General features: G+C 63.4%; 23 protein-coding genes and 1 tRNA gene. 14 read left to right on the forward strand and 10 right to left on the reverse strand.

The features are described from left to right. The first annotated feature begins 51 nt into the window (after positions 1-51). The 3 genes from AC1DZE_RS02570 (at position 52) to AC1DZE_RS02580 (ending at position 2,030) form a co-directional block, all read left to right on the forward strand. The gene (locus AC1DZE_RS02570; protein WP_477673230.1) at positions 52-831 is read left to right on the forward strand and encodes a ComF family protein; all 780 of its coding nucleotides are present in this window, start codon (positions 52-54) and stop codon (positions 829-831) included. A gap of 205 nt (positions 832-1,036) precedes the next feature. Beyond that, positions 1,037-1,519, forward strand: a complete 483-nt coding sequence (gene trmL / locus AC1DZE_RS02575; protein WP_477668306.1) for a tRNA (uridine(34)/cytosine(34)/5-carboxymethylaminomethyluridine(34)-2'-O)-methyltransferase TrmL — start codon at positions 1,037-1,039, stop codon at positions 1,517-1,519. A gap of 190 nt (positions 1,520-1,709) precedes the next feature. Continuing rightward, positions 1,710-2,030 (forward strand): hypothetical protein, encoded by a 321-nt coding sequence (locus tag AC1DZE_RS02580; RefSeq protein WP_477668307.1) that lies wholly within the window; start codon positions 1,710-1,712, stop codon positions 2,028-2,030. 14 nt (positions 2,031-2,044) lie between these two features. Here AC1DZE_RS02580 and AC1DZE_RS02585 read toward each other — a convergent pair whose 3' ends face one another. Together AC1DZE_RS02585 and AC1DZE_RS02590 are read right to left on the reverse strand one after the other, a co-directional pair. Next, positions 2,045-2,500 carry a MaoC family dehydratase gene (locus AC1DZE_RS02585; RefSeq protein ID WP_477668308.1) on the reverse strand — a complete coding sequence of 152 codons (456 nt, stop codon included), beginning with the start codon at positions 2,498-2,500 and terminating at the stop codon, positions 2,045-2,047. 71 nt (positions 2,501-2,571) lie between these two features. Beyond that, a complete protein-coding gene (locus tag AC1DZE_RS02590; RefSeq protein WP_457282227.1) occupies positions 2,572-3,189 on the reverse strand; it encodes a nucleotide-binding protein in 618 nt (205 codons plus the stop codon). Between the two features lie 71 nt (positions 3,190-3,260). Between AC1DZE_RS02590 and kefF the strand changes: the two genes are divergently transcribed. Together kefF and kefC are read left to right on the forward strand one after the other, a co-directional pair. Further along, positions 3,261-4,064 (forward strand): glutathione-regulated potassium-efflux system oxidoreductase KefF, encoded by an 804-nt coding sequence (gene kefF / locus AC1DZE_RS02595; protein WP_477674549.1) that lies wholly within the window; start codon positions 3,261-3,263, stop codon positions 4,062-4,064. Between the two features lie 2 nt (positions 4,065-4,066). Next, a complete protein-coding gene (kefC, locus tag AC1DZE_RS02600; protein ID WP_477699748.1) occupies positions 4,067-5,905 on the forward strand; it encodes a glutathione-regulated potassium-efflux system protein KefC in 1,839 nt (612 codons plus the stop codon). A gap of 82 nt (positions 5,906-5,987) precedes the next feature. Here kefC and AC1DZE_RS02605 read toward each other — a convergent pair whose 3' ends face one another. From AC1DZE_RS02605 to AC1DZE_RS02630, 6 genes are all read right to left on the reverse strand, one after another. Continuing rightward, positions 5,988-8,210, reverse strand: a complete 2,223-nt coding sequence (locus AC1DZE_RS02605; protein ID WP_477672268.1) for a serine/threonine-protein kinase — start codon at positions 8,208-8,210, stop codon at positions 5,988-5,990. A 135-nt stretch (positions 8,211-8,345) separates the two neighbouring features. Further along, positions 8,346-9,236 (reverse strand): adenylate/guanylate cyclase domain-containing protein, encoded by an 891-nt coding sequence (locus AC1DZE_RS02610; RefSeq protein WP_457282231.1) that lies wholly within the window; start codon positions 9,234-9,236, stop codon positions 8,346-8,348. 211 nt (positions 9,237-9,447) lie between these two features. Then, the gene (locus AC1DZE_RS02615; RefSeq protein ID WP_477657778.1) at positions 9,448-10,203 is read right to left on the reverse strand and encodes a sulfite exporter TauE/SafE family protein; all 756 of its coding nucleotides are present in this window, start codon (positions 10,201-10,203) and stop codon (positions 9,448-9,450) included. Between the two features lie 164 nt (positions 10,204-10,367). Further along, positions 10,368-11,570 (reverse strand): 3-oxoadipyl-CoA thiolase, encoded by a 1,203-nt coding sequence (gene pcaF, locus AC1DZE_RS02620; RefSeq protein ID WP_477672266.1) that lies wholly within the window; start codon positions 11,568-11,570, stop codon positions 10,368-10,370. Positions 11,571-11,597: 27 nt separating this feature from the next. Next, positions 11,598-12,248, reverse strand: a complete 651-nt coding sequence (locus tag AC1DZE_RS02625; protein ID WP_477668313.1) for a 3-oxoacid CoA-transferase subunit B — start codon at positions 12,246-12,248, stop codon at positions 11,598-11,600. Continuing rightward, the gene (locus tag AC1DZE_RS02630; RefSeq protein ID WP_477668314.1) at positions 12,245-12,961 is read right to left on the reverse strand and encodes a 3-oxoacid CoA-transferase subunit A; all 717 of its coding nucleotides are present in this window, start codon (positions 12,959-12,961) and stop codon (positions 12,245-12,247) included. Before AC1DZE_RS02630 ends, AC1DZE_RS02625 begins: the two co-directional genes overlap by 4 nt. Before the next feature lie 112 nt (positions 12,962-13,073). Here AC1DZE_RS02630 and AC1DZE_RS02635 point away from each other — a divergent pair, with 112 nt between their 5' ends. Further along, positions 13,074-13,865, forward strand: a complete 792-nt coding sequence (locus AC1DZE_RS02635; RefSeq protein WP_477699749.1) for an IclR family transcriptional regulator — start codon at positions 13,074-13,076, stop codon at positions 13,863-13,865. 115 nt (positions 13,866-13,980) lie between these two features. Here AC1DZE_RS02635 and AC1DZE_RS02640 read toward each other — a convergent pair whose 3' ends face one another. Continuing rightward, the gene (locus tag AC1DZE_RS02640) at positions 13,981-14,202 is read right to left on the reverse strand and encodes a hypothetical protein (protein ID WP_457282237.1); all 222 of its coding nucleotides are present in this window, start codon (positions 14,200-14,202) and stop codon (positions 13,981-13,983) included. A gap of 193 nt (positions 14,203-14,395) precedes the next feature. Between AC1DZE_RS02640 and AC1DZE_RS02645 the strand changes: the two genes are divergently transcribed. Continuing rightward, positions 14,396-14,830: a DUF1841 family protein gene (locus tag AC1DZE_RS02645; RefSeq protein ID WP_477668316.1), complete on the forward strand. Its 435-nt coding sequence runs from the start codon at positions 14,396-14,398 to the stop codon at positions 14,828-14,830. 122 nt (positions 14,831-14,952) lie between these two features. Here AC1DZE_RS02645 and AC1DZE_RS02650 read toward each other — a convergent pair whose 3' ends face one another. Beyond that, positions 14,953-15,621, reverse strand: a complete 669-nt coding sequence (locus tag AC1DZE_RS02650) for a c-type cytochrome (RefSeq protein WP_477648343.1) — start codon at positions 15,619-15,621, stop codon at positions 14,953-14,955. Positions 15,622-15,756: 135 nt separating this feature from the next. Here AC1DZE_RS02650 and AC1DZE_RS02655 point away from each other — a divergent pair, with 135 nt between their 5' ends. The 7 genes from AC1DZE_RS02655 (at position 15,757) to AC1DZE_RS02685 (ending at position 25,028) form a co-directional block, all read left to right on the forward strand. Beyond that, entirely contained in the window at positions 15,757-16,611 is an 855-nt protein-coding gene (locus tag AC1DZE_RS02655; protein WP_457282248.1) for an AAA family ATPase, read from the forward strand. Between the two features lie 184 nt (positions 16,612-16,795). After that, positions 16,796-17,023, forward strand: a complete 228-nt coding sequence (locus tag AC1DZE_RS02660) for a hypothetical protein (RefSeq protein WP_477668318.1) — start codon at positions 16,796-16,798, stop codon at positions 17,021-17,023. Between the two features lie 2 nt (positions 17,024-17,025). Continuing rightward, the gene (locus AC1DZE_RS02665; RefSeq protein WP_477699750.1) at positions 17,026-17,613 is read left to right on the forward strand and encodes a GNAT family N-acetyltransferase; all 588 of its coding nucleotides are present in this window, start codon (positions 17,026-17,028) and stop codon (positions 17,611-17,613) included. 21 nt (positions 17,614-17,634) lie between these two features. Next, positions 17,635-18,849 (forward strand): vWA domain-containing protein, encoded by a 1,215-nt coding sequence (locus AC1DZE_RS02670; RefSeq protein ID WP_477668320.1) that lies wholly within the window; start codon positions 17,635-17,637, stop codon positions 18,847-18,849. A 49-nt stretch (positions 18,850-18,898) separates the two neighbouring features. Then, positions 18,899-20,905, forward strand: a complete 2,007-nt coding sequence (locus AC1DZE_RS02675; RefSeq protein ID WP_477699751.1) for an autotransporter assembly complex protein TamA — start codon at positions 18,899-18,901, stop codon at positions 20,903-20,905. Beyond that, entirely contained in the window at positions 20,905-24,888 is a 3,984-nt protein-coding gene (locus AC1DZE_RS02680) for a translocation/assembly module TamB domain-containing protein (RefSeq protein ID WP_477668322.1), read from the forward strand. Before AC1DZE_RS02675 ends, AC1DZE_RS02680 begins: the two co-directional genes overlap by 1 nt. A 65-nt stretch (positions 24,889-24,953) precedes the next feature. After that, positions 24,954-25,028: transfer RNA gene (locus tag AC1DZE_RS02685), tRNA-Arg, on the forward strand. Positions 25,029-25,037 lie beyond the last annotated feature (9 nt).

A 25,037-nucleotide genomic window follows, 5' to 3' on the forward strand; every position in this document is an offset into this window, starting at 1 on the left:
GCGCGGGGCCCGCCGAGGCAAGCGGGGAAGGTACGCGAGTATATTGACACGGTGTTCACACGCCTGCTTGCTCCCGCCACATTCCTGTCCCGGCCGACCGGCCGCTTTGGCGCCTTCCCCGGCTTGGCCAGCCAGTGCGCTGTGTGCCGCAGCTGGCCGGCGCGCCAGGTGTGCGGCGCCTGCGTGGCCCGGTTTGCCTTGGCCGTCCCGCGCTGCCCACGCTGCGCTCTCGCCTTGCCCGGTGACCTTTCCATGGGCCTTCGGGTTGGGCCGCAGCCCTGCGGCGCCTGTGTCAGCCACCCGCCACCGCTGGACGGCGCCTTTGCCGCGGTGCACTATGCCTACCCTTGGTCAGCCCTGATTGCGGGCTACAAATTCGGCGAGCAGCACGGCTGGGCCGCTTTTTTTGCCAAGCTGCTGGCCCGGTCGCCGGGCGTAGCCGGGCTCATGGCAGAACTGACCCCCGGCGACTGGATCGTTCCGGTGCCGCTGTCGGCGGAGCGCCTGCAGGTGCGCGGTTTCAACCAGGCCTGGGAGTTGTGTGTGGCACTGGCCCGGCAAACACGCACAGAGGGCCAAACCGATGCCAGCCTGCTGCTGCGGGTGAAGCACACGCGCCCGCAAAGCCAGCTCAAACGCAAGGACCGGCTGGCCAACGTCAAAGGGGCTTTCCAGGTGGATCCGCTGCGCACGGGGGAACTGCAGGGACGGCGCGTGGTGCTGGTTGACGACGTGATGACCAGCGGCGCCTCGCTGTATACGGCCGCACAGTCCTTGCGGGATGCGGGCGCCGCACATGTTGGCGCCGTTGTCCTTGCGCGGACTCAATAGCCCCCACGGTCGCTCACTGCGTGTAGCTGCCTGCCCCCCGAGGGGGCCGCTGCGCCTGCGGTCTGGCAAAGCCAGTCCCGCGGCCCCTGCTGGCAAAACCCCCCGATCAAACTCTCGATCACTGGAAGATAACTACGAGCGGGGGCAACATGGCGGGAACAGCCCCTTACCAACGCACCTGTGCCCGCCGCACGACAATCCAGCCATGTTCAATATTGTTCTGGTCGAGCCTGAGATCCCCCCCAACACCGGCAATGTCATCCGCCTGGCGGCCAATACGGGCTGCCGCCTGCACCTGGTGGAACCGCTGGGGTTTTCGATGGACGACAAACACATGCGCCGGGCGGGGCTCGATTACCACGAGTACGCCCAGGTGCTGCGGCATGCCAGCTGGCATGCCTTCCTTGAAAGTGAGCAACCACCCTCAGCCCGACTCTTTGCCATGACCACACACGGCTCCGCCAGCGTCTACGACGCGCGCTTCCTGCCCGGCGACTGGCTGGTTTTCGGCGCCGAAACCCGCGGCCTGGCGCCAGAGTTACGCGAATCCTTTGCGCCACCGCAGCGCCTCAAAGTGCCCATGCTACCGGGCCAGCGCAGCCTGAACCTCTCCAATACCGTGGCCGTTACCGTGTTTGAGGCCTGGCGGCAAAACGGGTTTTCAGGGTCGCCCGGCATGCGCGGATGAGACATAAGTCCGCTTTTGCCAACCTTTGAACTGGCGCCCCCTTGCCAGGATCTAGGTAAAAACCCTAAACTTCAATCCTTCAAGCCTAAAGTTCTCGCTGCAGGCCCGAACGTGCGGATTGCCACTACCCGGCCCTTCCTGCGTTATCCCTTCCCACCGCCCAGTCCACAAGACTGGAAGGAAAAACACAGTGAATATGGTCATCCAGCGTATTTTCGGCAACAGCACGTCCCGTCTTTCCAGCACCGCCAAAACAGCCAACCGGCTCTCGGTCGAGCAGATCCAGGAAAGCCTGCGCACCCTTTTGCAGGATTGCGAAGATCCGCGCACCTCACGGGTGATCTACAAGATCAGCCTGGCCAAAACCCCTTCCGACCTGTGGCTGCTGCGCAGCGACCTGCACCAATGCATCGCACATGCGCATTCCCAGACGGAAGCGGCCGAACGCATCAACGGCCTGATCGGTGTTTTTGAGGGCTGGCTGCCGGCCAGTCAGCTGACGCGCATCTAGCGCCAGCGGCACATTCAGGGGTATCGCCGCACCAGCGATTCCGCCACGCATACCGGCTTGGGCGAACCTTCGCGCTCCACAGTCACTTCCCAGGTCATTTGCATGCCGGCGTTGTCAATCGCCTCGGCCGCCAGCAGTTTCATGCGTGCCCGCAGACGGCTGCCGACGGGCACCGGCGCGGTAAATCGCACCTTGTTGAGCCCGTAATTCACGCCCATGCGCGAGCCGGCAATCTCAAACGACGACTCGAAAAACCGCGGCAGCAGTGACAAGGTCAGGAACCCATGGGCAATCGGCCCGCCGAACGGGCCGGCCGCCGCCTTTTCAGGGTCCACATGAATCCACTGGTGGTCGCCCGTCGCTTCGGCAAACAGGTTGACCTGTTGCTGCGTGATGGTGATCCAGTCGCTGACGGCGACTTCCTGGCCGGTGCAGGCGGCCAGGTCGGCCAGGGTTTCAAAGGTTTTCATGCCGCCACTGTAGCGACACATAGGGGCACGGCATGTCGGCTCAGCGACAAACCGGCGCGATGCTCAGAGGTTCAACGGTCAAGCCACCGGCAGATGCCCTGCCACTGTTCCATGTCTTTTTCAACACGGCTGGGTGCCACGTCAAACACCGTCAGCCCCCGAGCGGCCAGGTGAATGTAGTTCTGCGTGTCGCGCAGGTAACCCAGCACCGGCAAACCCAGCCCTTCGACGAAGCTGCGCAGCTTGTCGGCGGCAATCGTGCGTGAATCCACGCGCATGCCGACAATGCCCACCTGCATCTTGCCGGCGTGCTTGTGTTCCGCCAGTTGGTCCAGGAAGGTGCGCGTGGCAAAGATGTCGAAGACGCTGGGCTGCAGCGGCACGATGACCTTGTCGGCCAGCTTCAAGACATCGTTAAAGCGCGAGCCATGCAACCCGCCGGGCGTGTCGAGCACCACATGCGTCGTGCCCTTGGGGGGTTTGACGATCAGGTCTGCATTCACATCCCAGGTGGCAATCGGCCGGGCGGCGGGCGGCCGCAGCCCCAGCCACAACCGTGAAGACTGCTGCCGGTCGGCGTCTCCCAGCATGACCGCATGGCCCTGGCTGGCAAAGTATCCGGCAACGTTGGTGGCCAGCGTCGTTTTGCCGACGCCCCCCTTCGGATTGGCGATCACAACCACGGGCATGCGAATCTCCTCGGTTTGGAACTTGTCGTTCCTGGGAACTCTTGGTCTTGCTTTTCCGCTATGGTAACGGCATGGACACAGTTCTCACAACCACTGATAAATCGGCGGGCAACACGGCAAATCCTGATATTTATGTCATTGCAGCCCATCCCGCCTGGCGCGAATCACGGGTCAACCGCCCGCTGATGGAGGCCGCGAAGGCCCTGCCCCGTGTCCAGGTGCAAGACCTGTACTCGAGCTATCCCGACTACGCCATCGACGTGCCCAAAGAGCAGGCCGCCCTGGAAAGCGCGCAACTGGTGGTGCTGCTCCACCCCATGCATTGGTACTCGATGCCCGCGCTGCAAAAGCTCTGGCTGGACGACGTGCTCACCTACGGCTGGGCCTACGGCGAAGGTGAGGAGGAAGGCGCAAAAGGCCGGGCACTGCAGGGTAAAGACCTGTGGCTGGTTGCCACCACAGGCGGCCCCGAAACGTCCTATCACCCACAAGGCTACAACCGCTACTTTTTTGATGCCTTCCTGCCGCCGTACGAGCAAAGCGCCGTGCTGTGCGGCATGCGGTTTTTGCCGCCTCTGGTGTTGCACGGCGCCCACAGCGTTGACAGGCAAACCGTTACCGATCACATCGCAACCTTCCGCCAGCGCCTGCAAAGCTACCCCGACTGGCCTGAACTGGAAGACCTGGAGCAATGTGCCGCCTGCGTGGTTCCGATGAAGGATCGGCCTGCGCCAGAAGCTGCGGCCGACTTGCCGAACGGACACGCTGCGCGGCTGGCCGTCGGGCCGCCCCAAGGCCAGGCAGCCCCTATTGAAAGTGAAAGGGGCAGCGTAACGCCGAAGGCACACGAAGTGAAAAGCGTGGGGGCTCGATAACTATGGAGCATGCACCCGCCTGGCTGACCAACAGCTTTATTTACCTGGCCGCCGCCGTCATTGCCGTGCCGCTGGCCAAAAAACTCGGCCTCGGTTCCATCATCGGCTACCTGGCCGCCGGCATCGCCATAGGCCCCTGGGGCCTGGGCCTGGTTACCAATGTGCAGGACATCCTCCACTTCGCCGAGTTTGGCGTGGTGTTGATGCTGTTCCTGGTGGGGCTGGAGCTGGAGCCCAAACGCCTGTGGAATCTGCGCCGGCCCATCTTCGGCTGGGGCAGTGCCCAGGTGCTGGGGTGCGCCGCCCTGCTCACAGGCGTCGCGATGGCATTTGGCGTGAGCTGGCAAATAGCGCTGGTGGCCGGCCTCGGGCTGGCGCTGTCGTCCACCGCCATCGCGCTGCAGGCCATCGGCGAGCGCCACCTGATGCCGACATCGAGCGGCCAGGCCGGGTTTTCCATCCTGCTGTTCCAGGACGTGGCGGCCATCCCGATTCTCGCGCTGTTGCCCCTGCTGGGCGCAATCGGTGGAGAAAATGAGGCTGTAGCGCATACCAGTCGTGCGCTGGAAGCTATCAAAATCGTAGCGGCCATCGTCGGCATCATCCTGGGCGGCCGCCTGCTGCTGCGGCCCCTGCTGCGCTGGATCGCCAACAGCGGTACACCTGAAATTTTTACCGCAGCCTCGCTGCTGCTGGTGGTGGGCATTGCGGCGCTGATGCAGTTCGTCGGCCTGTCGATGGCCCTGGGCGCTTTTCTGGCGGGTGTGCTGCTGGCGGAAAGTGAATACCGCCGCGAACTCGAAACCGATATCGAGCCTTTCAAGGGCCTGCTGCTGGGCCTCTTCTTCATTGCCGTCGGCATGAGCATCGACTTTGGCGTGCTCTGGAAATCGCCCGGGCTGATGGCCGCCATCCTGGTGGGCTTCCTCGGTTTGAAACTGGTGGTGATTTACGGCCTGGCGCGCCTCATGAAGCTGCCTTTCCAGGAACGCCCGGTGTTCGCGGTACTGCTGGCGCAGGGCGGCGAGTTCGCCTTCGTCGTGTTCCAGGCAGCAGCCGGGGCGCATGTGTTTTCCGCTGAGATCGCCTCACTGCTGATAGGCGCGGTGGCACTGTCCATGCTGCTGAGCCCGCTGCTGCTGGTGGCCGTCGACAAGTTGTTGCTGCCGCGCTGGGCCGGCTGCGACACGCCGCAACTCGAAGAAATCTCCGAGCAGCAGGAGGCGCCGATCATCATTGCCGGTTTCGGCCGCTACGGCCAGATCATCGGCCGCATGCTGCTGGCCCAGGGCATTCCGGCCACCGTGCTGGACCACGACGCGGAAATGGTCGAAACCGTGCGGGCTTTCGGCTACCGGGTGTTTTACGGCGATGCGACGCGGCTGGACCTGTTGCGCACGGCCGGCGCGGCCACAGCCAAAATCCTGGTGCTGTCGGTCGACGACATGGAGCAATCGCTCAAGATCGTCGACCTGGCGCGCGAGCATTTTCCGCAGATGCAGATCGTCGCCCGCGCGCGTGACGTGACGCACTGGAACGCGCTGCGTGACCGCGGCGTGATGCAGGTGGAACGTGAGGTGTTCGAGTCCAGCCTGCGCAGCGCGCGCACGGTGCTGGAACTGCTGGGCCAGCCGCCGCACGAAGCGCGCCAGGCGGCGATGCGCTTTCGCCGGCACAACCTCGAGCTGTTTGAACGCATGTACCCGCACCGCAAGGACCGTACCAAGGTCATCGCCGTGGCCACCCAGGGGCGTTTACAACTGGAAGAGCAGCTGGCCCAGGAACGCCAGCAACAGGCGCAGCGCCGGCCTGCTGCCTGGCATGCCCAGGAATCCGAATAAAAACAGCTCCAGGCCTTTAGTAGCGGGCGCGAGCAGCTATTGATTTTATAGCACCCGCCTGTCCAGGGATATTGAACGGCAATTACCGGTTCGACTGCTGCTCGGCGTCACGCCGCCGCTGCTCCATGGCCCGCCGTTCCACACAGGCCGGATGCTGGGCGAAGCCCGGCTTGGCACACTGCTCAGACATGCAGATCTGGAAACCGAGGAGGATGCGCCCTTCACAGGCCTGCCGCGGATTGCCGGCCGCGGCCTGCGGCGCCGGCGTGGCAGCGTGGTCGGTCGCCGAAGGGGAAGGGGTAGCGGCGGATTTGGGCTGAGCCTGCTTGGCCTGCCGCTCTTTTTCCAGTGCAGCTTTTCGGGTGGCGACCGCAGCCGCAAGCGCCGCCCTGGAGGCCGCAGACAGGGGTGCCCGCGCCACAGAAGAAGAGGCAGCCGAAGCCGCAGGCTGGGCCTGCGCAGCTTGCACTGCGGGTGCAGCTGCAGCAGGCGCCGCGGACACTACGGGCGAAGTGGACGCTGCCGGCGTGGCCACCGCCGCGCCGGGCGCTGCCTTGGCCGCTATATTGGCCGCTTTATTGGCCGGTATGGCAGACGGGGCGGCAGGGGCAGCGCGACCGGAAAGGGATTTCCATCCAAGGCCAATCACGGCCAGCGCCACCAGGCCCGCCAGACCCCACACCAGGTAGCGGTAGGGTGCAGGTGAAGCTGCCTTTGCGGGTGTCGTTGCGACCCCGGGCGACGCCAGGGGACTGCGCCGCCGTGCCGATTTTGACTTTATCGGCGGCCGTGCGGCGTCGTTGGTATTCGCGGCTGGGCCCATGGCGGGAATTGCGGCTGCACCTTGCGTTGGCCGCCCGCTGGCAGGCTCAGGTGCTGCCGGGCTCACGGGTGCCTCGCTGAACACGGTCTCCGGCCAGTCGGTGGATGCATCATGCTCTTCCTGGTCCGGCTGAGCCGCCGCAGCGACCACCGGTGTCCCCAGGCGCGTGGCATCCGGGTCATCGGCGGCGGGCTTCACCGGCACATGAGGCGGCAAAGGCGCCTTGGCTGCCGCCTCTTCAAGGGCCTTCCAGGCCATATCGGTGTCGGTCCCGGAGGCGGATACGCTGGCCGGCGCTGGAGGGGCTGGTTGTGTATCGGGACGCGGAACAATCAGCGTTCCGGTACCCAGGCGCCGGCCGATGTCCGAGTCGTCTGCGCCAGGCACGCCGAGTTTTTTGAGGCGGCGGCGCGCCAGGTCGGCATAGATACCCGACGGGAACTTGGCCAGAAAGCCCTGGATGTCTTCCACATCCATGGACTCCTTGATGTCTTTCCAGTAGACGAGCTCGAGCTCCTGCGTCACGACCGAGATGTTGGCGCTGGTGCCTGACGGCTGGTCAACCAGCGCTTCGCCGGACAGCATGGTGGAAGTCCAGGTTGAACTGCTGCCGGGCCCGGGCGGCACGGCGGTCGGAACCACCGAGATATCGGGCGCCTCGCGTGCCGCGGCCTGCAGCGCAGCAAGGAACTCCTGCGCGCTGGCATAACGCTGGTCGCGCGATTTGGCCAGGGCCTTGGCCACCACGGCATCCAGCGCAGCGGGCAATCGGGCATTGAACGCACCCGGCATGACCGGGGTATGCCCGACGATCTGCTGGATGGTGGCGAAGTCGGTGTCACCGTCAAACGGCCGCTTCCCGGTGAGCAGTTGATACAGCACGATGCCAGCGGCAAACAGGTCTGCGCGGGCGTCAATCGGCCGGCCCTGCACCTGCTCGGGCGACATGTATTTCAGCGTTCCGACCATGGAACCCTGCGTACGGGTGGCTTCGCCGGAATCCTGGATGCGTGCCACACCAAAGTCGGTGAGCTTGACACGCCCGCTCGTCTCGATCAGCAGGTTGGCCGGTTTGATGTCGCGGTGGACGATGCTTTGCCTGTGCGCGTAATCCAGCGCCGAAAGCAGGTCACCCATGATGCCCAGGGTCTGCTCCAGGGTGTAGAGGTTGCCCTTGTCCAGGTGGTGCTTGAGGTCGTCGCCGTCGACGAATTCCATGACCAGGAAGGCAATGTCGCCGTCACGGTCGGAGTCATAGACGCTGACAATATGCGGATGCTGCAGGCGCGCCGCAGACCGGGCCTCGGTGCGAAAACGCACTTCGTACTCTGCGGCGGCTTCTTCCGACAGATTTTCGACCTTGATGGTCTTGATCGCCACCCGGCGGTCAAGGTTGGGATCCCGCCCCTCATACACCAGCCCCATCGCCCCCTTGCCGAGGACGCGGATGAGATCGTAACGGCCAAGTTTCTTGAGACTCATGAGGGAATGGAAATGGACGTAACTGGCGGAAACCGTGCTGCGGGCCTGTGGGGGACGCCTACGTCTTGAAACAAAAAACGATTCTAGCCTGCATCATGCAGCGAAAAATGTCCGGAATCCGCCCTCTTCCGCGGATCAGGTCCTGATGGAAAACGTGACAAGCGGGGCATTTTCGTCGGTACGCTCGCAGCCCGGCACGATCTGGCCGCTGCCAACCAGGTAGCACTCGGTGCGCCGCAGCACCACCGCCTCACTCTGGTTGCCCAGGTACACCCAGGTGCCGTAGCTGGAAGCGTCTGTCAATACAAAATGCCCGCCGCGCCATTCGAGGGTGGCATGCATGCGCGAAACACGGGGGTCGTTCAAGGTCAGCGCCGCATCGGCGGCCCGGCCCAGCGCCAGCTTGCTGCTTTTCGAATCCAGCCTGACGGTTTGCTCCGCAAAGCTGAGTTCGAGGAAGGCCTGGCTGGGTGAAGAGAACATCGAACGCCCGGCCATCGTGGCATCCTCGTCGCGGCCAGCCTGCCATTCGACCCGGTAGACATGGCTGGCTTCAGCCCTGCCGCGCAGGTACATGGGGCCCATGCTGCGCAGGGATGCCCTCTGGGCGGGCAACAGGGCAGTCCAGACGTTTTCGGTCGTGAGGATCTGGGCGGCACCCGCAAGGTCTGCGAGCCGGGCGGCGGAATTGACGGTGTCACCGAAACAGTCGCCGTCGATTTCAACCACTTCACCCGACTCGATACCCATCTGCATCTGTACCGGGGTGCCGCTGCCGCCCGGCTTGATCGGTTTTTCCTGAAGCCGTTTCTGGATGCTGATGCAGGCCGACAGCGCGTCACCTTCGTTGGGAAACACCACAAAGAGGCCGTCACCCAGCAACTTGACCACCCGCCCCTGGTGTTGCTGGAAGACCTGGCTCAGCACGCCGATGAGCTGGGTCACGAAGTGCGATGCCGTTTCATCGCCCAGCCGTTCGAACATGCTGGTGCTGCCCACAAGATCCGCAAAAACGACTGTGGTCATGAGGGGCGTTAGCCGCGGTGCGCGCTTCTTGTTCTCATGCCAGCGATTCTCACAGAAATTTGCAGTGAAGAGGCCGGTGAAATTCCCGGGCTCTCCGCAACAACCCAGCGGATGCGCCGGGTTTCACAGGCCGCAGTAGACGGGAAAGGGAAATACCGGTAAAGCAATTGCAGGGCGGTATCAAAACCTGCGCTACCTGCTTCATGCGTTTTTAACGGAAAGCATCCCAAAGCAGCTTGCACCCGGTCAGCAGCATGCCGACATACAGCAGACGGTAGAAAAGCACCGGGCTGATGCTCCGGGCCATGCGCACGCCTATCCACACGCCCAGTGGCGCCAGCGGCAGCAAAACCAGCGAAGTCGCCATGTTGCGCAGGTCCAGCAGACCCAGCCAGGCATACGGAATCCACTTGGAAAGGTTGATGACAAAAAAGAAGGCGGCCATGGTGGCCGTGAACTTCACGGGGCTCAGGCGCATGGGAATCACATAGGCGCTCAGGGGCGGCCCGCCTGCGTGAGACACAAAGCTCGTGAAGCCCGAGGTCACCGTCAGAATGGCGCCCAGCCACTTGGGTGGTGGCGGGCTGTCGGGCCGGGGCGGGAACAACAGTCGCTGCGCCAAAAACAACAAGGTGAATATTCCCACCACCCCAGCCACGACCCTGGCGTCCAGCACCTTGAACAACAGCGCCCCCACCACGGTTCCCACCAAACCAAAAGGGATCAGGAATTTCAGAAACTTCACATCGAAGTCCCGGCGAAAAGCCGCCAGCCCCAGCAAGTCCATCAGCAGCAGGACAGGCATCAGGATGGCGGCGGCCTGGGGCACCGTGACGGCCAGCGCCATGACGGGAACCGCAAGAGAACCGAAGCCGGCCCCAAAACCACTTTTGCTGATGCCCAGCATCAGCACGGCAGGAATCGCCACCGCATAGAAAAAGGGGTCGGTGATCAGCGGGAAATCCATGGATTCAAGCGAAAAACATCAGTTACCCAGAAGGGACGGGCGCAAGCAGCTATTAAAACAATAGCAGACCGGAACCGAGGATGTATTTCACCACAGGCCGTCCATGCAATGGCGATCGCCTCAGACGCCCCCGTGCGCGAGGGGATGCCCAGTCACGGTCTGGGCTAGACACGCTCCAGAATCACCGCGATGCCCTGCCCTACTCCGATGCACATGGTGGCCAGCGCATAACGGCCGCCGCCCTTGTGCAACTGGTTGACGGCCGTGGTGGCCAGGCGCGCGCCCGAGGCGCCCAGCGGGTGACCCAGCGCGATGGCGCCGCCGTTGGGGTTGACGCGCGGATCGTCGTCCCGCACACCCAACATGCGCAGCACAGCCAGACCTTGAGCTGCAAAGGCTTCGTTGAGTTCGATCACGTCCATCTGCGCCATCGTGAGACCGGTGAGCGCCAGCACTTTTTGTGTGGCCGGGGCAGGGCCGATGCCCATGATGCGCGGCGCCACACCGGCAGTGGCCATGCCGACCACGCGCGCCTTGGGTGTAAGGCCGTTCTTTGCGGCAGTGGCTTCGTCGGCCAGCAGCAACGCGCAAGCGCCGTCATTCACGCCGCTGGCGTTGCCGGCGGTCACTGTGCCGTCGGGCCGCACCACGCCCTTGAGCCTGGCCAGCGCTTCGAGCGAGGTTTCACGCGGGTGTTCGTCTTTGCTCACCACGATGGGGTCGCCCTTTTTCTGGGCAATCGTCACCGGCGTGATCTCAGCGTCGAAGTAGCCGGCCTTTTGTGCGGCCACGGCTTTGAGCTGGCTGGCCAGCGCCATTTTGTCCTGGTCTTCGCGGCTGATCTTGTAGTCGGTAGCGACGTTCTCGGCCGTCTCGGGCATGGCATCAACGCCGTATTTTTCTTTCATCAGCTTGTTGATGAAACGCCAGCCGATGGTGGTGTCATACACCGCGTTTGCGCGGCTGAAGGCGCTCTCGGCCTTGGGCATCACAAAGGGCGCGCGGCTCATGCTCTCGACACCGCCGGCGATCATCAGGGTGGCCTCGCCCGACTTGATGGCACGTGCGGCGCTGCCCAAGGCATCCAGGCCCGAGCCGCACAGGCGGTTGATGGTGGAGCCCGGCACGTCCATGGGCAGGCCCGCCAGCAAGGCGGCCATGCGCGCCACATTGCGATTGTCTTCCCCGGCCTGGTTGGCGCAGCCGTAAATCACATCTGTGACGGCCTGCCAATCCACGTTCGGGTTGCGCGCCATCAGCGCCTTGATCGGGATCGCACCCAGGTCGTCGGTGCGCACGCTGCTGAGGGCGCCGCCGTAGCGGCCGAAGGGGGTGCGGATGGCGTCGCAAATGAAAGCTTGGGTCATGGTGTGTGTGCGTTGAGAGAAGTGAGATCAGGCGGCCGCAATCGGCAGGCCCACCAGTTTTTCAAGTTCGGTGTGTGTGAGGCCTTCGACGGTGTCGATCAGCTTCAGACCCTGCGGTGTGCATTCCAGCGTGGCGATGTCGGAGTACACACGCTTGACGCAGGCGATGCCGGTCAGCGGATAAGTGCATTGCTGCACCAGCTTGCTGGCGCCCTGCTTGGTCAGCAAATCCATCATCACCCAGGTTTGCCGCGCGCCTATGGCGAGGTCCATGGCGCCACCCACTGCGGGAATCGCGCCTGGCTCGCCGGTGCTCCAGTTGGCCAGGTCGCCCGTGGCCGAGACCTGAAACGCGCCCAGTACGCAGATGTCGAGGTGGCCCCCGCGCATCATCGCGAAACTGTCGGCATGGTGGAAGAAGGAGCCACCCTTGAGCAGCGTTACCGGCTGCTTGCCGGCGTTGATCAGGTCATAGTCTTCCTCGCCTTCGGCAGGCGCAGGTCCCATGCCGAGAATGCCGTTTTCGCTTTGGAGAATAACCTCGCGCCCGGCCGGCAAATGGTTGGCTACCAGCGTGGGCTGTCCGATGCCGAGGTTGACGACGGCCCCGTCAAAAATGTCTTGCGCGACGCGGGCTGCGAGCTGGTCTTTGGTACGGCGTTGGTAGGTCATGGTCATGCCGCCTTTTTAAAACCGCCTGCTTGCGTGGCGGTGCGTTGAATCTTCACGATGTGATGGACAAAGATGCCCGGGGTCACAACGGCTTCGGGGTCCAGCGCGCCGAGCTCGACGATCTCGTGCACGGTGGCAATCGTCTTTTCCGACGCGGTCGCCATTACCGGGCCAAAGTTGCGTGCGGCCATGCGGTAGGTGAGGTTGCCCCAACGGTCGCCGCGCTCAGCCTTGATAAGGGCCACGTCACCGCGGATAGGCATCTCAAGCACGTATTGCTTGCCGTTGATTTCGCGGGTTTCCTTGGCGCTGCCGTCGGCGTTGCGCGCCAGCTCGGTGCCATAACCCGTGGGGCAGAAGAAGGCGCCTATGCCGGCGCCCGCGGCGCGTATGCGCTCGGCCAGGTTGCCTTGCGGCACGAGTTCGAGCTCGAGCTTGCCGCTGCGGTACAGGCCGTCAAACACCTGGCTGTCAGCCTGGCGCGGAAAGCTGCAGATGATCTTGCGCACGCGCCCGGCCTTGAGCAGCGCCGCCAGGCCCGTTTCGGCATTGCCGGCGTTGTTGTTGACGACCGTCAGGTCTTTGGCGCCCTGCTCTATCAGGCCGTCGATCAGCTCATTGGGGATGCCGGCAGTGCCGAAGCCGCCAATCAGCACGGTTGAGCCGTCTTTCACATCCGCCAGCGCGTCGGCGACGGAGGCGGCAATTTTGTTGATCATTCCAAAGTCTCCAGCTGCGGGCGGCTTGCAGAAATCATTGAGCCACCACTTAAATATTGTTCGACATAAGAACAAGAGTTCGTATAATGAATTCTAGGAGATTTTGATCACCATGGCAAACGCTGCATCCACGTCCATTACCGGCCCGAAGCCCGGAGACGCCTACGTCCAGTCGTTTGCGCGCGGGCTGGAGGTTATACGCTCGTTCAGCACTGAAGCACCGCGGCAAACACTGACTGAAGTGGCCGGTCGCAGTGGCTTGAGCCGTGCGGGCGCGCGCCGCATTTTGCTGACGCTGGAGACGCTAGGCTACGTGCACAACGACGGCAAGCTGTTCAGCCTCACGCCGCGCATCCTGGATCTGGGCTTTGCCTATCTGTCCTCCATGCCGATCTGGAACCTGGCTGAGCCGGTGATGGAAGCGCTGGTCGCGGAGGTCAAGGAGTCGTGTTCGGCCGCGGCTCTGGACGGCACGGACATCGTCTACGTGCTGCGTGTGCCGACGCACAAGATCATGAGCATCAGCCTGGGCGTGGGCTCGCGCCTGCCGGCTTACTGCACGTCGATGGGGCGGATGCTGCTGTCGGCCCTGCCTGAGGCCGAAATCATGAAATGCCTGCAGGCCTCAGAGCTGACGGCACGCACCAAGTACACCGTGACCGATGTGAAGGAGCTCATGGCCAGGATCGCGCAGGCCCGCAAGCAGGGGTGGTCGCTGGTGAATCAGGAGCTGGAGGAAGGACTGGTGTCGATGGCCRCACCGATCACCAACCGCGCCGGCCAGACAGTGGCAGCGCTCAACATCAGTGGCCAGGCCAACCGCACCAGCGCCAAAGCCATGCAGGAAACGATGCTGCCGCAACTGCTGGCGGCGGCGCGGGCAATCTCGCGCATGTTGATTTAGGTACACCCCTGTCCAGGCTCACTGCGTGTAGCCTGTTCTCCCCTCTAGGGGACGGCGCCTGCGGTCTGGCAAAGCCAGTCCCGCGGCCCCCGCTGGGGTGGGACAGAGCGTGGGACTATGACTTTTTAAAGCCAACGACCAGGACTACTGCGCCCAGCACGATGGCGCCCAGGCTGAGCCACTGGGGAATGTTGACGGACTCTTTTTCTTTCACGGTCAGCTGGATGGGGCCGAGCTTGGCGGCGGTCGTGTCTTTGGTGAAGCTGAAGCCGCCGGTGAAGAAACCGGCCAGGCCCAAAACGATCAGGATAATGCCTGTGATGCGTGCTGCGTTCATGTGAAATCTCCTCGCCGGGCTTGTGGGTCGTTATGAAGTAGCCTTGCCCCGGAACTGCGCCACTGTGATTCGTAATGTAGGCAGAGGTGCAAAAACTGTCTGTAGGACAGGGCCGGTGAGCCCCGTGGCCCGAACACTGATAAGCAAACCACCACGCCGGCGTTGGAAAACCTCTGCGTGATAACCTTTCACCATGTTCACTCCCTCGCAAGCCGACGTACGCCGGTTTTTCTGCTCTGTTTATGCCAAAGCCCTCGCCGGACAACCGATGGAGGCTATCGAAACCATAGCAAGTCAATGGATTGAAGAGCATCCCGAATACCATGCGGACTTTGCCGACGCCGACAGTGCGCTCGAAAAAATGTACGACGTGGAAGCGGGCAAGACCAACCCCTTTTTGCATCTGTCCATGCATTTGTCGATCAGCGAGCAATGCTCCATCGACCAGCCGCGCGGAATTCGCCAGGCCGTCGAGCTGCTGACGGCCAAACGCAACTCGCTGCACGATGCGCACCACGAAACCATGGACTGCCTGGGGCAGATGGTCTGGGAGAGCCAGCGCGCCGGACGCCCGCCCGATGGCGCGGCCTACATCGACTGCGTGCAGCGCAGGGCAACCAGAGATTGAGCCCCCACGCTTTTCACTTCGTGTAATGCGCAGCGGCCCCTGCTGGTGAAAACGCATACAGACCGGGCCCATAAAAAAAGCCGCTGATACAGCGGCTTTTTTGTTGAGCGAAAGATTCCGGTTCAGCGGAATTTTTTCTGCGGAATGGTCTTCAGGTCGCCGTCTACCGACGACAGGTAGTTGGCCAATTGCTTCAGCTCAACATTGGTGTACTGCTTGGCCATGCCGGACATGATGGCATTGCCGCGGCCAACCTTGGGGTTGTTTTCTGTCTTGTAGGCCTTGAGCGCCACGAACAGGTAGTCAGCATGCTGACCACCAATCTTGGGATAGGCCGGATCAATCGGTTTGCTGAAGTTGGCGCCGTGGCAAGACGCGCAGTTGGCCTTGTTCAACAGGGCCTGGACTTCCGCGCTTGGCTCTTTGGCCGGCTTGGCCGGCAGCTCTGCGGCGCCGGCCACCACACCGTCAGCACTGTAGTGCGCGGCGAGGTCGGCGATGTCCTGGTCGGTCAGCGAATCGGCAATGGCGCGCATGGTGGGATGTTTGCGGTCGCCTTTTTTGTATTCATTGAGCGCGGCGACGATGTATTTGGCGCCCTGGCCTGAAATCATCGGGACCTTGTAAACCTCGGGGAAAGAGGCTTGGTAGCCCTTGATGCCGTGGCAGCCGATGCACATGGCATTCTTGGTTTCGCCGGCTTTGGCATCGCCCTTGATCTCCTGGGCAAGGCTTGCAACCGTCACGCAAGAGACAGTTACGGCGAATATCGTGGTGAACAGCTTATTCATTTTGCGCGCACAATCAGGTGGGAATTCATCGTATAAAACAACCTTGGATTATATCTGGGCCTGCCGAGACCGGGCACCCCTTGCCGGCAACCCGCGCAAACGCCCTTTCAATTTTCACTTCCTCCCCCCAAGAACATGAAATTTCTAGGTTCCAAGAACTACGTCGCCACCCAGGATCTGATGCTGGCCGTGAATGCCGCCGCCGCCCTGAAAAAACCGCTGCTCGTCAAGGGCGAGCCGGGTACCGGCAAGACCATGCTGGCCGAGGAAGTGGCCGAAGCGCTCAACTTGCCGCTGTTGCAATGGCACATCAAGTCCACCACCAAGGCGCAGCAGGGCCTGTATGAATACGACGCGGTGTCGCGTCTGCGCGACTCGCAATTGTCGACCGTGGACGGTGGCGAAAAGGTCAAGGACATCCACAACTACATCGTCAAGGGTGTGCTGTGGCAGGCCTTTACCTCGGAAACGCCGGTCGCGCTGCTGATCGACGAGATCGACAAGGCCGACATCGAGTTCCCGAACGACCTGCTGCGTGAAATTGACCGCATGGAGTTCTATGTGTATGAAACGCGTGAGCTCATCAAGGCCAAGCACCGGCCGCTGGTGTTCATCACCTCCAACAACGAAAAAGAGCTACCCGACGCGTTTTTGCGCCGCTGCTTCTTCCACTACATCAAATTCCCCGACGCCGACACCATGAAGCAGATCGTGGACGTGCACTTCCCCGACCTGAAGAAAGAGTTGCTGACCGCAGCCATGAAGACCTTCTACGACGTGCGCAACCTGCCTGGCCTGAAGAAGAAACCGTCGACCTCAGAGTTGCTGGACTGGCTCAAACTGCTGGTCGCCGAAGACATCCCGCTGGACGCCCTGCAAAGCAAGGACGACAAGGTCGCCGTGCCGCCGCTGGTGGGCGCATTGCTCAAGAACGAGCAGGACGTGACCCTGTTCGAGAAGCTGGTTTTCATGCAGCGCAACAATCGCTGAACAACATGTACATCACAGAACCTATTGCGGAATTGCAGCTGATCAAGGTGCAGTACGGTGACATATAGGTAACTGTGAAAAATCAACAATCTTTTCGGCTAGCCCTCACAGTCCTTGATGAACTAGATCCGCAGACCCTGCAGCCAATCCGCAAAATTATTGTCGCCAGTTAGAGCTAACTCATATGAACCAAAAATCACTGCTGATCGAAGGCCTGTCGGACGCGGTCGGCTTTGTCGGCGGCGCGCTTCTCGGCTTTTGGGCCGGCCATCTGCTCGGCTTCGACATTTTTGAAGCCGGCTACGGCAACGGCGCCATCGCGGGCATCGTGCTGGTGGGCCTGGGCGGCGGCCTGGGGCTGCAAGTGGCCCGACGCTGGAGGAACCGGCAAAAACCCGAAGGAGAGAAGTAAGCATGGCGTTTGTCGAACCCGTGACCCTGGAAGCGCGAGGCGTACGCCTCGTACCGCTGGCGCTGGCGCACGAAGCAGGCCTTAAGGCCGCAGCCGCCGACGGCGAACTCTGGAAGCTGCGCGTCACCTCGGTGCCCGAACCCCATGAGACGCGCGGCTATATTGAAACCGCGCTGGCGACAGACAATCGCTTCGCCTTCGCCGTGACGGACGCCGCCTCTGGCGAAGTATTGGGTTCCACCAGCTACCACGACATCGTGCCCAACCTCAAGCGCATCGAGATTGGCTACACCTGGTACGCCGCACGCTGCCAGCGCACCCATGTCAACACCACCTGCAAGCTGCTGATGCTCACGCATGCGTTTGAAACCCTGGGCTGCAACATCGTGGGCTGGCGCACCGACAACTTCAACCACGCCTCCCAGCGCGCCATCGAGCGACTGGGCGCCCGCAAGGACGGCGTACTGCGCGGCCATGCCCTGCGCCGCGACGGCACGATACGCGACACCGTGATGTACAGCCTTGCAGCTGGCGAATGGCCTGAAGTCAAGGCGCAATTGCTTTATCTTCTGGATAAGCCAAGAGCCTGAAGCGCCGCCAAGGAGTTTTCCATGCTGATCGATTTCTTCTACACCCTGCGCTCGGCCAAGCTGCCGGTCTCCGTCAAGGAATACCTGATGCTGCTCGAAGCACTGCAGGCAGGCGTCGTCGGCCCAAACAGCGACAAGCTCGAAGCGCACGAGGGCGAAGGCGCCTGGAAGATCGATGACTTCTATTACCTCAGCCGCACGGTGCTGGTGAAAGACGAAAAAAACTACGACAAATTCGACCGCGCCTTTGCCGCCTACTTCAAAGGCGTGGAAATGCTGGCCGACTTCACCAAAGACATCCCGCTCGAATGGCTGCGCAAAAACCTCGAGCTGGAACTCAGCCCCGAAGAAAAAGCCAAGATTGAGAAGATGGGCTGGGACGAACTCATGGAAACGCTCAAAAAGCGTTTTGAAGAGCAGAAAGAGCGCCACGAAGGCGGCAGCAAATGGATAGGCACGGGCGGCACATCGCCCTTTGGCGCGAACGGCTTCAACCCGCAAGGCATACGCATTGGCCAGGAGAAAAGCCGCAACAAAAGCGCCGTGAAAGTCTGGGACCAGCGCGCCTACAAGGACTACGACGACACTCAGGAGCTGGGCACACGCAACATCAAGGTCGCGCTGCGCCGCTTGCGCAAGTTCGCACGCCAAGGCAATGTCGAAGAACTGGACCTGGACGACACCATACGTTCCACGGCGGCCAATGCCGGCTGGCTGGACATCAAGATGGTGCCCGAGCGTCACAACAATGTGAAGGTGCTGCTGCTGATGGACGTGGGCGGCACCATGGACGAGCACATCCATCGCGTCGAGGAAATGTTCTCTGCCGTGAAGGCCGAGTTCAAGCACCTCGAGTTTTATTACTTCCACAACTGCGTCTACGACTTCATGTGGAAGAACAACCGCCGCCGCTTCAGCGAGAAATTCCCGACCTGGGACATCATCCGCAAGTACAACAAGGATTACAAACTCATCTTCGTCGGCGATGCGACCATGAGCCCCTACGAAATCCTGCAGCCGGGTGGCAGCGTGGAATACAACAACGAAGAAGCCGGCGCCGAATGGATGCAGCGCCTGACCAACGCCTTCCCCAAATTCGCCTGGATCAACCCCGAACCGCAGGGTGTCTGGCAATACCGCCAGAGCATCAGCGTGATCCAGCAACTGGTGAACCAGCGCATGTACCCGCTGACCATCAAGGGGCTGGAAGAGGCCATGCGAATGCTCTCGAAGTAGCGTTCGCCTCCTACGCCTGAGCGCTGGGGCGTTCAAGTAAACTGCCTTCGTGACCCATCCAAGTACCCACAGTACCCACTGCGCACGGACGGCCACCCCGGCAGGATTGCCGACCAGCGCCGGCTTCATCCCTGCTTTCGCCCTCTTTGCGATATTTCTGGCGCCTTTGGCCGCCGCGCAAACAGCTGCGCCTGCGCAGTCCGGCAACACAGCGACACCGCCTTCCGGCGTCACACAAACCGCGCCAGCCCCACCTCCGCCTCCTCAGAAAGTCACGCCGGAGCCCACACCGCAAGGCTCCACCGGCCCAACCGGCGCTCAGCCTGAAGTTACGGCCTTCGACATCGCGGTGCGCGCGCCGCAGCCCATCAAGGAGCTGCTCGAAAGACACCTTGAGCTGCAACGCTACCGCGCTGTGACCGACCTGGACGAGGCCGAACTGGCCCGCCTGATCGTGCTGGCCGAGCGCAATGTGCGCAACCTGGTGGGCACGCTGGGTTATTTCAGCCCGACCATCGCCATTACGCGAGAAGGCGGCACTGCCGCGGGGTCAGGCCAGCGGCCGACCATTGTGGTCGCGGTGGAGCCGGGTCAGGCTACAACGGTCGGGCCGGTAACCATCGACTTTGCAGGCGATATTGCCGAATCCCCCGACCCGGATGCGCAGACCCAGCGCGCGGAAATCCAGCGCGACTGGCGTCTGCCCACAGGCCAACGCTTTACGCAGGACGCCTGGGACAGCGCCAAGACACAGGCCTTGCGCGACCTGGTTGCCCGCCGCTACCCGGCCGGCAAGCTGGCAGGCAGCCTGGCCGATGTGGACGCACCGGAGCACAGCGCAGCCTTGAGCCTCAAGCTCGACTCCGGCCCCCTCTACCGCCTGGGCCCCATGCAGGTAACAGGTGTCGAGCGCTACGACCCGGTGCTGGTGCCGCGCCTGGCACGCCTCAATGCCGGCGCCGTGTACGACCAGAAGCAGTTGACCGAAGCGCAGCAGCGACTGGCTTCCAGCGGTTATTTCGATTCGGCTTACATCTTTGTCGATCCCGAAAGCGATCCGCAGGCAGCGCCCGTCCAGGTACAGGTGCGCGAAGCCAAACTGCAAAAAATCATCCTGGGTGTGGGCGTTACCACCGACAGCGGGCCGCGCGCCTCGATTGAGCACACACACCTGCGAGTGCCGGGCACCAATTGGCGCGCCGTCACCAAACTGCAACTCGAAAAGAAATCACCTTTCGCCCAGACCGAATGGACCTCGATTCCCGATGAGGCCAGCTGGCGCTGGGTGGCCCTGGCGCGCACCGAACGTGTCGACGACAACGAGCTCGTCACCCGCTCCGGGCGCCTGCGCTTTGGCCGCACGCAGGCCGGCGAACGCATAGACCGCAACATCTATTTGCAATACGACAGGGCGAGCGTAAGCGGCAGCGGCCAGATCAACAGCTCCGCCGCCGATATCGGCGACGGCTCGGCCCTGACCGCCAACTATGTCTGGACGGGTCGCTACTTCGACAGCCTGCCATTCCCGAGCAAGGGCTACGGCCTGGGCTTTGAACTCGGCGCCGGCAGCACCATGGGGTCGCAGCACCTGCCTCTCACCCGCGCCGTGGGCCGCTGGCTCGGCATTGTGCCGCTGGAGCGGGGCCGCATCGCCATGCGCGCCGAGGGCGGCGCCGTGCTAGCCAAAGACTCGGCGCGCATTCCCGGCACCTTGCTGTTCCGAACGGGCGGCGACACCACCGTCCGCGGCTACGGCTATCGTGACATCGGCATCAAACTGGACAACGGTGTGACTGGGCCGGGCCGCTACATGGCGGTGGGCAGCGTGGAATACCAGCGCCCGATGCTGCGCGACGGCCGGCCCAGCGAATGGGAGAACACTTTCTTCATCGATGCAGGCGCCGTGGCAGACAACCCCAAAGACATGAAACCTTCCGTCGGCATCGGCACCGGCGTGCGCTGGAAAAGCCCTATCGGGCCGCTGCAGATTGACCTGGCCTATGGTGTGAAAGTCAAACAGCTGCGCCTGCACGTCAGCGTGGGATTTGTTTTCTGATGGACACGCCGAAGACCTCGATTCCTCCAGCCGCACCGGGGCCTGCACGCCCACCACGGCGCTGGCTGCGCGTCACAGCCTGGACCGCAGGCAGCGTGGTGGTGCTGGCTATCGGCGTCACTGCAGGCGCCTGGTGGTGGGCCGGCACCGACGGCTCACTGGCCACCGCATTGAACTGGATCGCTCGAACCCAGCCGCTGAGCGCCGAACGCGTGACAGGCTCGTTACGCGCGGGCGGGCATGTTGACCAACTGGTGTGGCAGCAAGATGGCTTGCGTGTGGATGTGAGAGATGTCACCCTCGCCTGGCAACCGTGGTCGCTGCTGCACGGCACGCTGGAGGTCAACCGGCTGGCTGCAGCCAGCGTGCAGGTCAACGATCAACGCTCGCCCTCGACCACGCCGTCGGTGCCGCCTTCAGCGCTGGGCTTGCCGCTGCCGGTGGTGCTTGACGGGTTTTCCATCGGGCAGTTTCAATGGACGGGCGGCGCGGCGTTTTCAGCCTCCGCCATCACTGGAAACTATGCGTTCAAGGGCATAGACCACCAGCTGGAATTGCTCAGCGCGCAGGTAGCGCACGGCCGCTACAACGGGCGCGCGACCTTATCGTCACACAGCCCGTTGAAGCTTGATGCCAGTCTGGCAGGCGCACTGGACACGCAGATTCCCGGCACAAAAGCGCCCGTGCCGCTGGCTTTCAAAGCCACGGCCCACGGCCCCCTCACCGAACTGCTGGTGAAGGCCGAGCTGCAAGTGAGCGCTCAGCCTTCCGCCACATCACCCCGCAAAAACCAGCGGCAACCACAGGCAACTGCAACAGCACGCGTGATGCCCTGGGCTCCACAACCCCTGCCGCAAGCTGATGCGGATTTTCGTGATCTGGATGTAGCAGCCTTCTGGCCCGAAGGCCCACAAACCTTGCTGACGGGCAGCGCCAACGTGCGGCCTGCAGCCTCTGCAAGTTCACCGGCAAGCGCTTCATCGACATCCGCCTGGCAGTTGCAACTGCAACTGGCCAATTCCCTGCCTGGCCCCTGGGACCAGCACAAGCTGCCCCTGGATCGGCTGGAAATCCAAGGCGAGTGGCGTAGCGGCATGGCCATGGTGCGCACGCTCAAGGCTCAGTTGGGCGGCGGCGAGCTGCTGGCCAGCGGCGAGTGGGCTGATGCGCCCACCACATCCCTTGCAGCACCCGCGTGGAAGCTGCGGGCAACGCTCCAACACGTCAACCCGGCCCTCTTGCACAGCCAACTGGCGCCGCTGCCGCTGGACGGCAAAGCCGACATCCGCAGCCAGGGCCCGGTCATAAGCTTTGACGCAAACGTGCAGGCAGCACGCAATGACGCCAGCGCCAGGAACAATCCGCTGGGCCAGCTGCGCCTGCGCGATGCCAGTGCCACCGGCAGCTGGAATGCCGAACAGGCCGGCGGCACGCTGGTGCTGTCGGCTCTGCGCGTACGCACCGACGACGCCGAGCTGGCAGGTCAGCTTGAGGCCCAACCCAGCGCAAAAGGCGGCAAGGGAAAACTCACACTGACAGCCCCCGGACTGGACGCTCAACTGCAAGGGGAACTGCGGCAAACCAGCGGCAAAGGCGACGTGAGCCTGCGCGGCCGCGACATGGCGCAAGCCCTGCGCTGGCTGCAAAAACTCCCGGGCCTGCCCGCATCATTGAAGAGCGCATCGGCGAGCGGCAGCGCCGAACTGCAAGCCAGCTGGCAAGGTGGCTGGCAAGATCCGGCCTTGCAGGCACGGCTGGACCTGCCTTCACTTGACTGGCGCATGGCAACGCCTGCGCCCGCCGCTGCGACAACTTCCAGCACAGCAGGAACAGCACCAGTCGCTACCGCAGAGGCCCTGAAAATCCGCGCCTTCCAGGCCACGCTTTCCGGCCGCCTGAGCCAGGCACAGCTGGCCACGCAAGGCCGCATGGAAGCAGGCCAGCGCCGCTACACCCTGCAGCTGGCGGCAGAAGGCGGGCGACTCAACAACGGCGCCGCACGCAACGCCCCGCTCGCTGAATCCGCGTGGCAAGGCCTGGTCAAGCAGCTCAGTGTGAGTGTGGAAGACCCCACGCTGGGCAAGGGGGCCTGGCAGCTCAAGACCCGCAGCACCGTGCCGCTCAAGTGGACGCCCGCGCGCAATGGTGACCTGTTTGAAAGCGGCGCGGGAGAAGCCCTTCTGGTCGCGCCGCCTTCGGGCGCATCCACCAGTGCCCCTTCGCAGGCCACGCTGGCGTGGCAACCGGTTCGCTGGCGGCCGGGCCGTGAACTCGTCACCGCCGGCAAGCTCAGCGGCCTGCCGCTGGCCTGGATAGAACTGCTGGCCGGCCCGCAAATGGCCGGCGCAGGCCTGGGCGGCACCCTGCTGCTGGATGGCGACTGGGACGCCACGCTGGGTGACACGCTGCGCCTGAAAGTCAGCCTCGCACGCAGCAGCGGCGACATCACCGTGCAAGCCGAAACCGTGCAAGGCATGGCGGCGCGCGTGGCGGCCGGCGTGAAGGAAGCGCGCCTCTCGCTGCAAAGCGAAGGCGAGGCCGTCACGCTGGCGCTGCGCTGGGACAGCGAACGCGCGGGCACGGCAGACGGCCAGCTCAGGACCCGTTTGGCCCGCGCGCCAGCCACCGCCGGCGGCGGCTGGCTCTGGCCGGCCGATGCACCGCTGGCCGGCCAGCTGCGCGCCCAGCTGCCGCGCATCGGCGTGTGGTCAGTGCTGGCGCCGCCGGGCTGGCGGCTGCGCGGCTCGCTGGGCGCTGACGTCGCGATCAGCGGCACCCGCGCCGCGCCGCAACTGGCCGGCGACCTGCAGGCCAACGACCTCGCCCTGCGCTCGGTGGTAGACGGCATCGAATTCGGCAACGGCCGCCTGCGCGCCAAACTCGACGGCACGCGCATGCGCATCAACGAGTTCACGCTGCAGGGCGCGGGCGACAAGGGCACGGGCGGCGTTCTCACGGCCCAGGGCGAAGCCGGCTGGGTGGAGGGCAAGCCGCAGGTGCAGCTCACGGCCAGGCTCGAAAGCTTGCGGGCCAGCATCCGTACCGACCGGCAACTGACGGTATCGGGCGAGGTGCAGGCCGGCCTCAAGGGACAACAAACTGAACTCACCGGCAAGCTGGTGATCGACCAGGCCCGCATCATCCTGCCCGACGAAGGTACGCCGCAACTCGGCGACGACGTGGTGGTGCGCACCACCCGCGGCGCGGCGGCGGGCCAAAAGGCACCCGCGCAGACCAGCGACGAAATCGCCGACCGCGACGCGCGCCCCGTCAAACTGGCGGTGGAGCTTGACCTGGGCCGCGACTTCCGCATCCAGGGCAAGGGCATAGACACGCGTGTGCGCGGCACGCTGGCCCTGAGCGGTGAAACGCTGCGCGAGCCCCGGCTCAACGGCACCATCAACACGGCAGGCGGCCAGTACCGCGCCTACGGCCAGCGCCTGGATGTGGAGCAAGGCATGCTGCGCTTTACCGGCGCCATCGACAACCCTTCGCTCGATATCCTGGCGATTCGCCCCAACCTCACGCAGCGCGTGGGCGTGCAAATTACCGGCACCGCCCTGCTGCCGCGCGTGCGCCTGTACGCGCAACCCGAGCTGCCCGACGCCGAAAAACTCTCGTGGCTGGTGGTGGGCCGCTCGTCGGCTTCAGGCGGAGCCGAAGCCGCGCTACTGCAGCAGGCCGCCCTGGCCCTGCTGGGTAGCAAAGGCGGCGGCATGTCGGGCGGCCTGGCTGCCTCGCTGGGACTGGACGAGCTGTCCTACCGCGGCGCATCCAGCAACACGGACGGCACCACGACAGAAGGCGCCGTCACGCTGGGCAAGCGCTTTTCGCGCAATTTCTACGCCGCCTATGAGCGCACCGTGACCGGCGCACTGGGCACGCTCTACGTGTTTTACGACCTCTCGCAACGCTTCACCGTGCGCGCCCAGGCCGGCCAGCAAAGCGCGGTGGACCTGATCTTCACCGTGCCTTACGACTGAGGTGATTCCTGAGGGCGAGGCCGGCTTTCGCCACCGAATACAATTGCAGCTTCTCCAAGAGAAGTGCCGCCATAGTTCAATGGATAGAACGAGTGCCTCCTAAGCGCTAGATACAGGTTCGATTCCTGTTGGTGGTACCACATACTCCT

This window comes from Polaromonas sp. P1_F1 (genome assembly GCF_056405795.1).

What these genes read in the sequence shown, in the direction of transcription:
- trmL (WP_477668306.1), top strand. Translation starts at nt 1,037, where the DNA reads ATGTTCAATATTGTTCTGGTCGAGCCTGAGATCCCCCCCAACACCGGC.
- AC1DZE_RS02585 (WP_477668308.1), bottom strand. Translation starts at nt 2,500, where the DNA reads ATGAAAACCTTTGAAACCCTGGCCGACCTGGCCGCCTGCACCGGCCAG.
- AC1DZE_RS02590 (WP_457282227.1), bottom strand. Translation starts at nt 3,189, where the DNA reads ATGCCCGTGGTTGTGATCGCCAATCCGAAGGGGGGCGTCGGCAAAACG.
- kefF (WP_477674549.1), top strand. Translation starts at nt 3,261, where the DNA reads ATGGACACAGTTCTCACAACCACTGATAAATCGGCGGGCAACACGGCA.
- kefC (WP_477699748.1), top strand. Translation starts at nt 4,067, where the DNA reads ATGGAGCATGCACCCGCCTGGCTGACCAACAGCTTTATTTACCTGGCC.
- AC1DZE_RS02605 (WP_477672268.1), bottom strand. Translation starts at nt 8,210, where the DNA reads ATGAGTCTCAAGAAACTTGGCCGTTACGATCTCATCCGCGTCCTCGGC.
- AC1DZE_RS02610 (WP_457282231.1), bottom strand. Translation starts at nt 9,236, where the DNA reads ATGACCACAGTCGTTTTTGCGGATCTTGTGGGCAGCACCAGCATGTTC.
- AC1DZE_RS02615 (WP_477657778.1), bottom strand. Translation starts at nt 10,203, where the DNA reads ATGGATTTCCCGCTGATCACCGACCCCTTTTTCTATGCGGTGGCGATT.
- pcaF (WP_477672266.1), bottom strand. Translation starts at nt 11,570, where the DNA reads ATGACCCAAGCTTTCATTTGCGACGCCATCCGCACCCCCTTCGGCCGC.
- AC1DZE_RS02625 (WP_477668313.1), bottom strand. Translation starts at nt 12,248, where the DNA reads ATGACCATGACCTACCAACGCCGTACCAAAGACCAGCTCGCAGCCCGC.
- AC1DZE_RS02630 (WP_477668314.1), bottom strand. Translation starts at nt 12,961, where the DNA reads ATGATCAACAAAATTGCCGCCTCCGTCGCCGACGCGCTGGCGGATGTG.
- AC1DZE_RS02640 (WP_457282237.1), bottom strand. Translation starts at nt 14,202, where the DNA reads ATGAACGCAGCACGCATCACAGGCATTATCCTGATCGTTTTGGGCCTG.
- AC1DZE_RS02645 (WP_477668316.1), top strand. Translation starts at nt 14,396, where the DNA reads ATGTTCACTCCCTCGCAAGCCGACGTACGCCGGTTTTTCTGCTCTGTT.
- AC1DZE_RS02650 (WP_477648343.1), bottom strand. Translation starts at nt 15,621, where the DNA reads ATGAATAAGCTGTTCACCACGATATTCGCCGTAACTGTCTCTTGCGTG.
- AC1DZE_RS02655 (WP_457282248.1), top strand. Translation starts at nt 15,757, where the DNA reads ATGAAATTTCTAGGTTCCAAGAACTACGTCGCCACCCAGGATCTGATG.
- AC1DZE_RS02660 (WP_477668318.1), top strand. Translation starts at nt 16,796, where the DNA reads ATGAACCAAAAATCACTGCTGATCGAAGGCCTGTCGGACGCGGTCGGC.
- AC1DZE_RS02665 (WP_477699750.1), top strand. Translation starts at nt 17,026, where the DNA reads ATGGCGTTTGTCGAACCCGTGACCCTGGAAGCGCGAGGCGTACGCCTC.
- AC1DZE_RS02670 (WP_477668320.1), top strand. Translation starts at nt 17,635, where the DNA reads ATGCTGATCGATTTCTTCTACACCCTGCGCTCGGCCAAGCTGCCGGTC.
- AC1DZE_RS02680 (WP_477668322.1), top strand. Translation starts at nt 20,905, where the DNA reads ATGGACACGCCGAAGACCTCGATTCCTCCAGCCGCACCGGGGCCTGCA.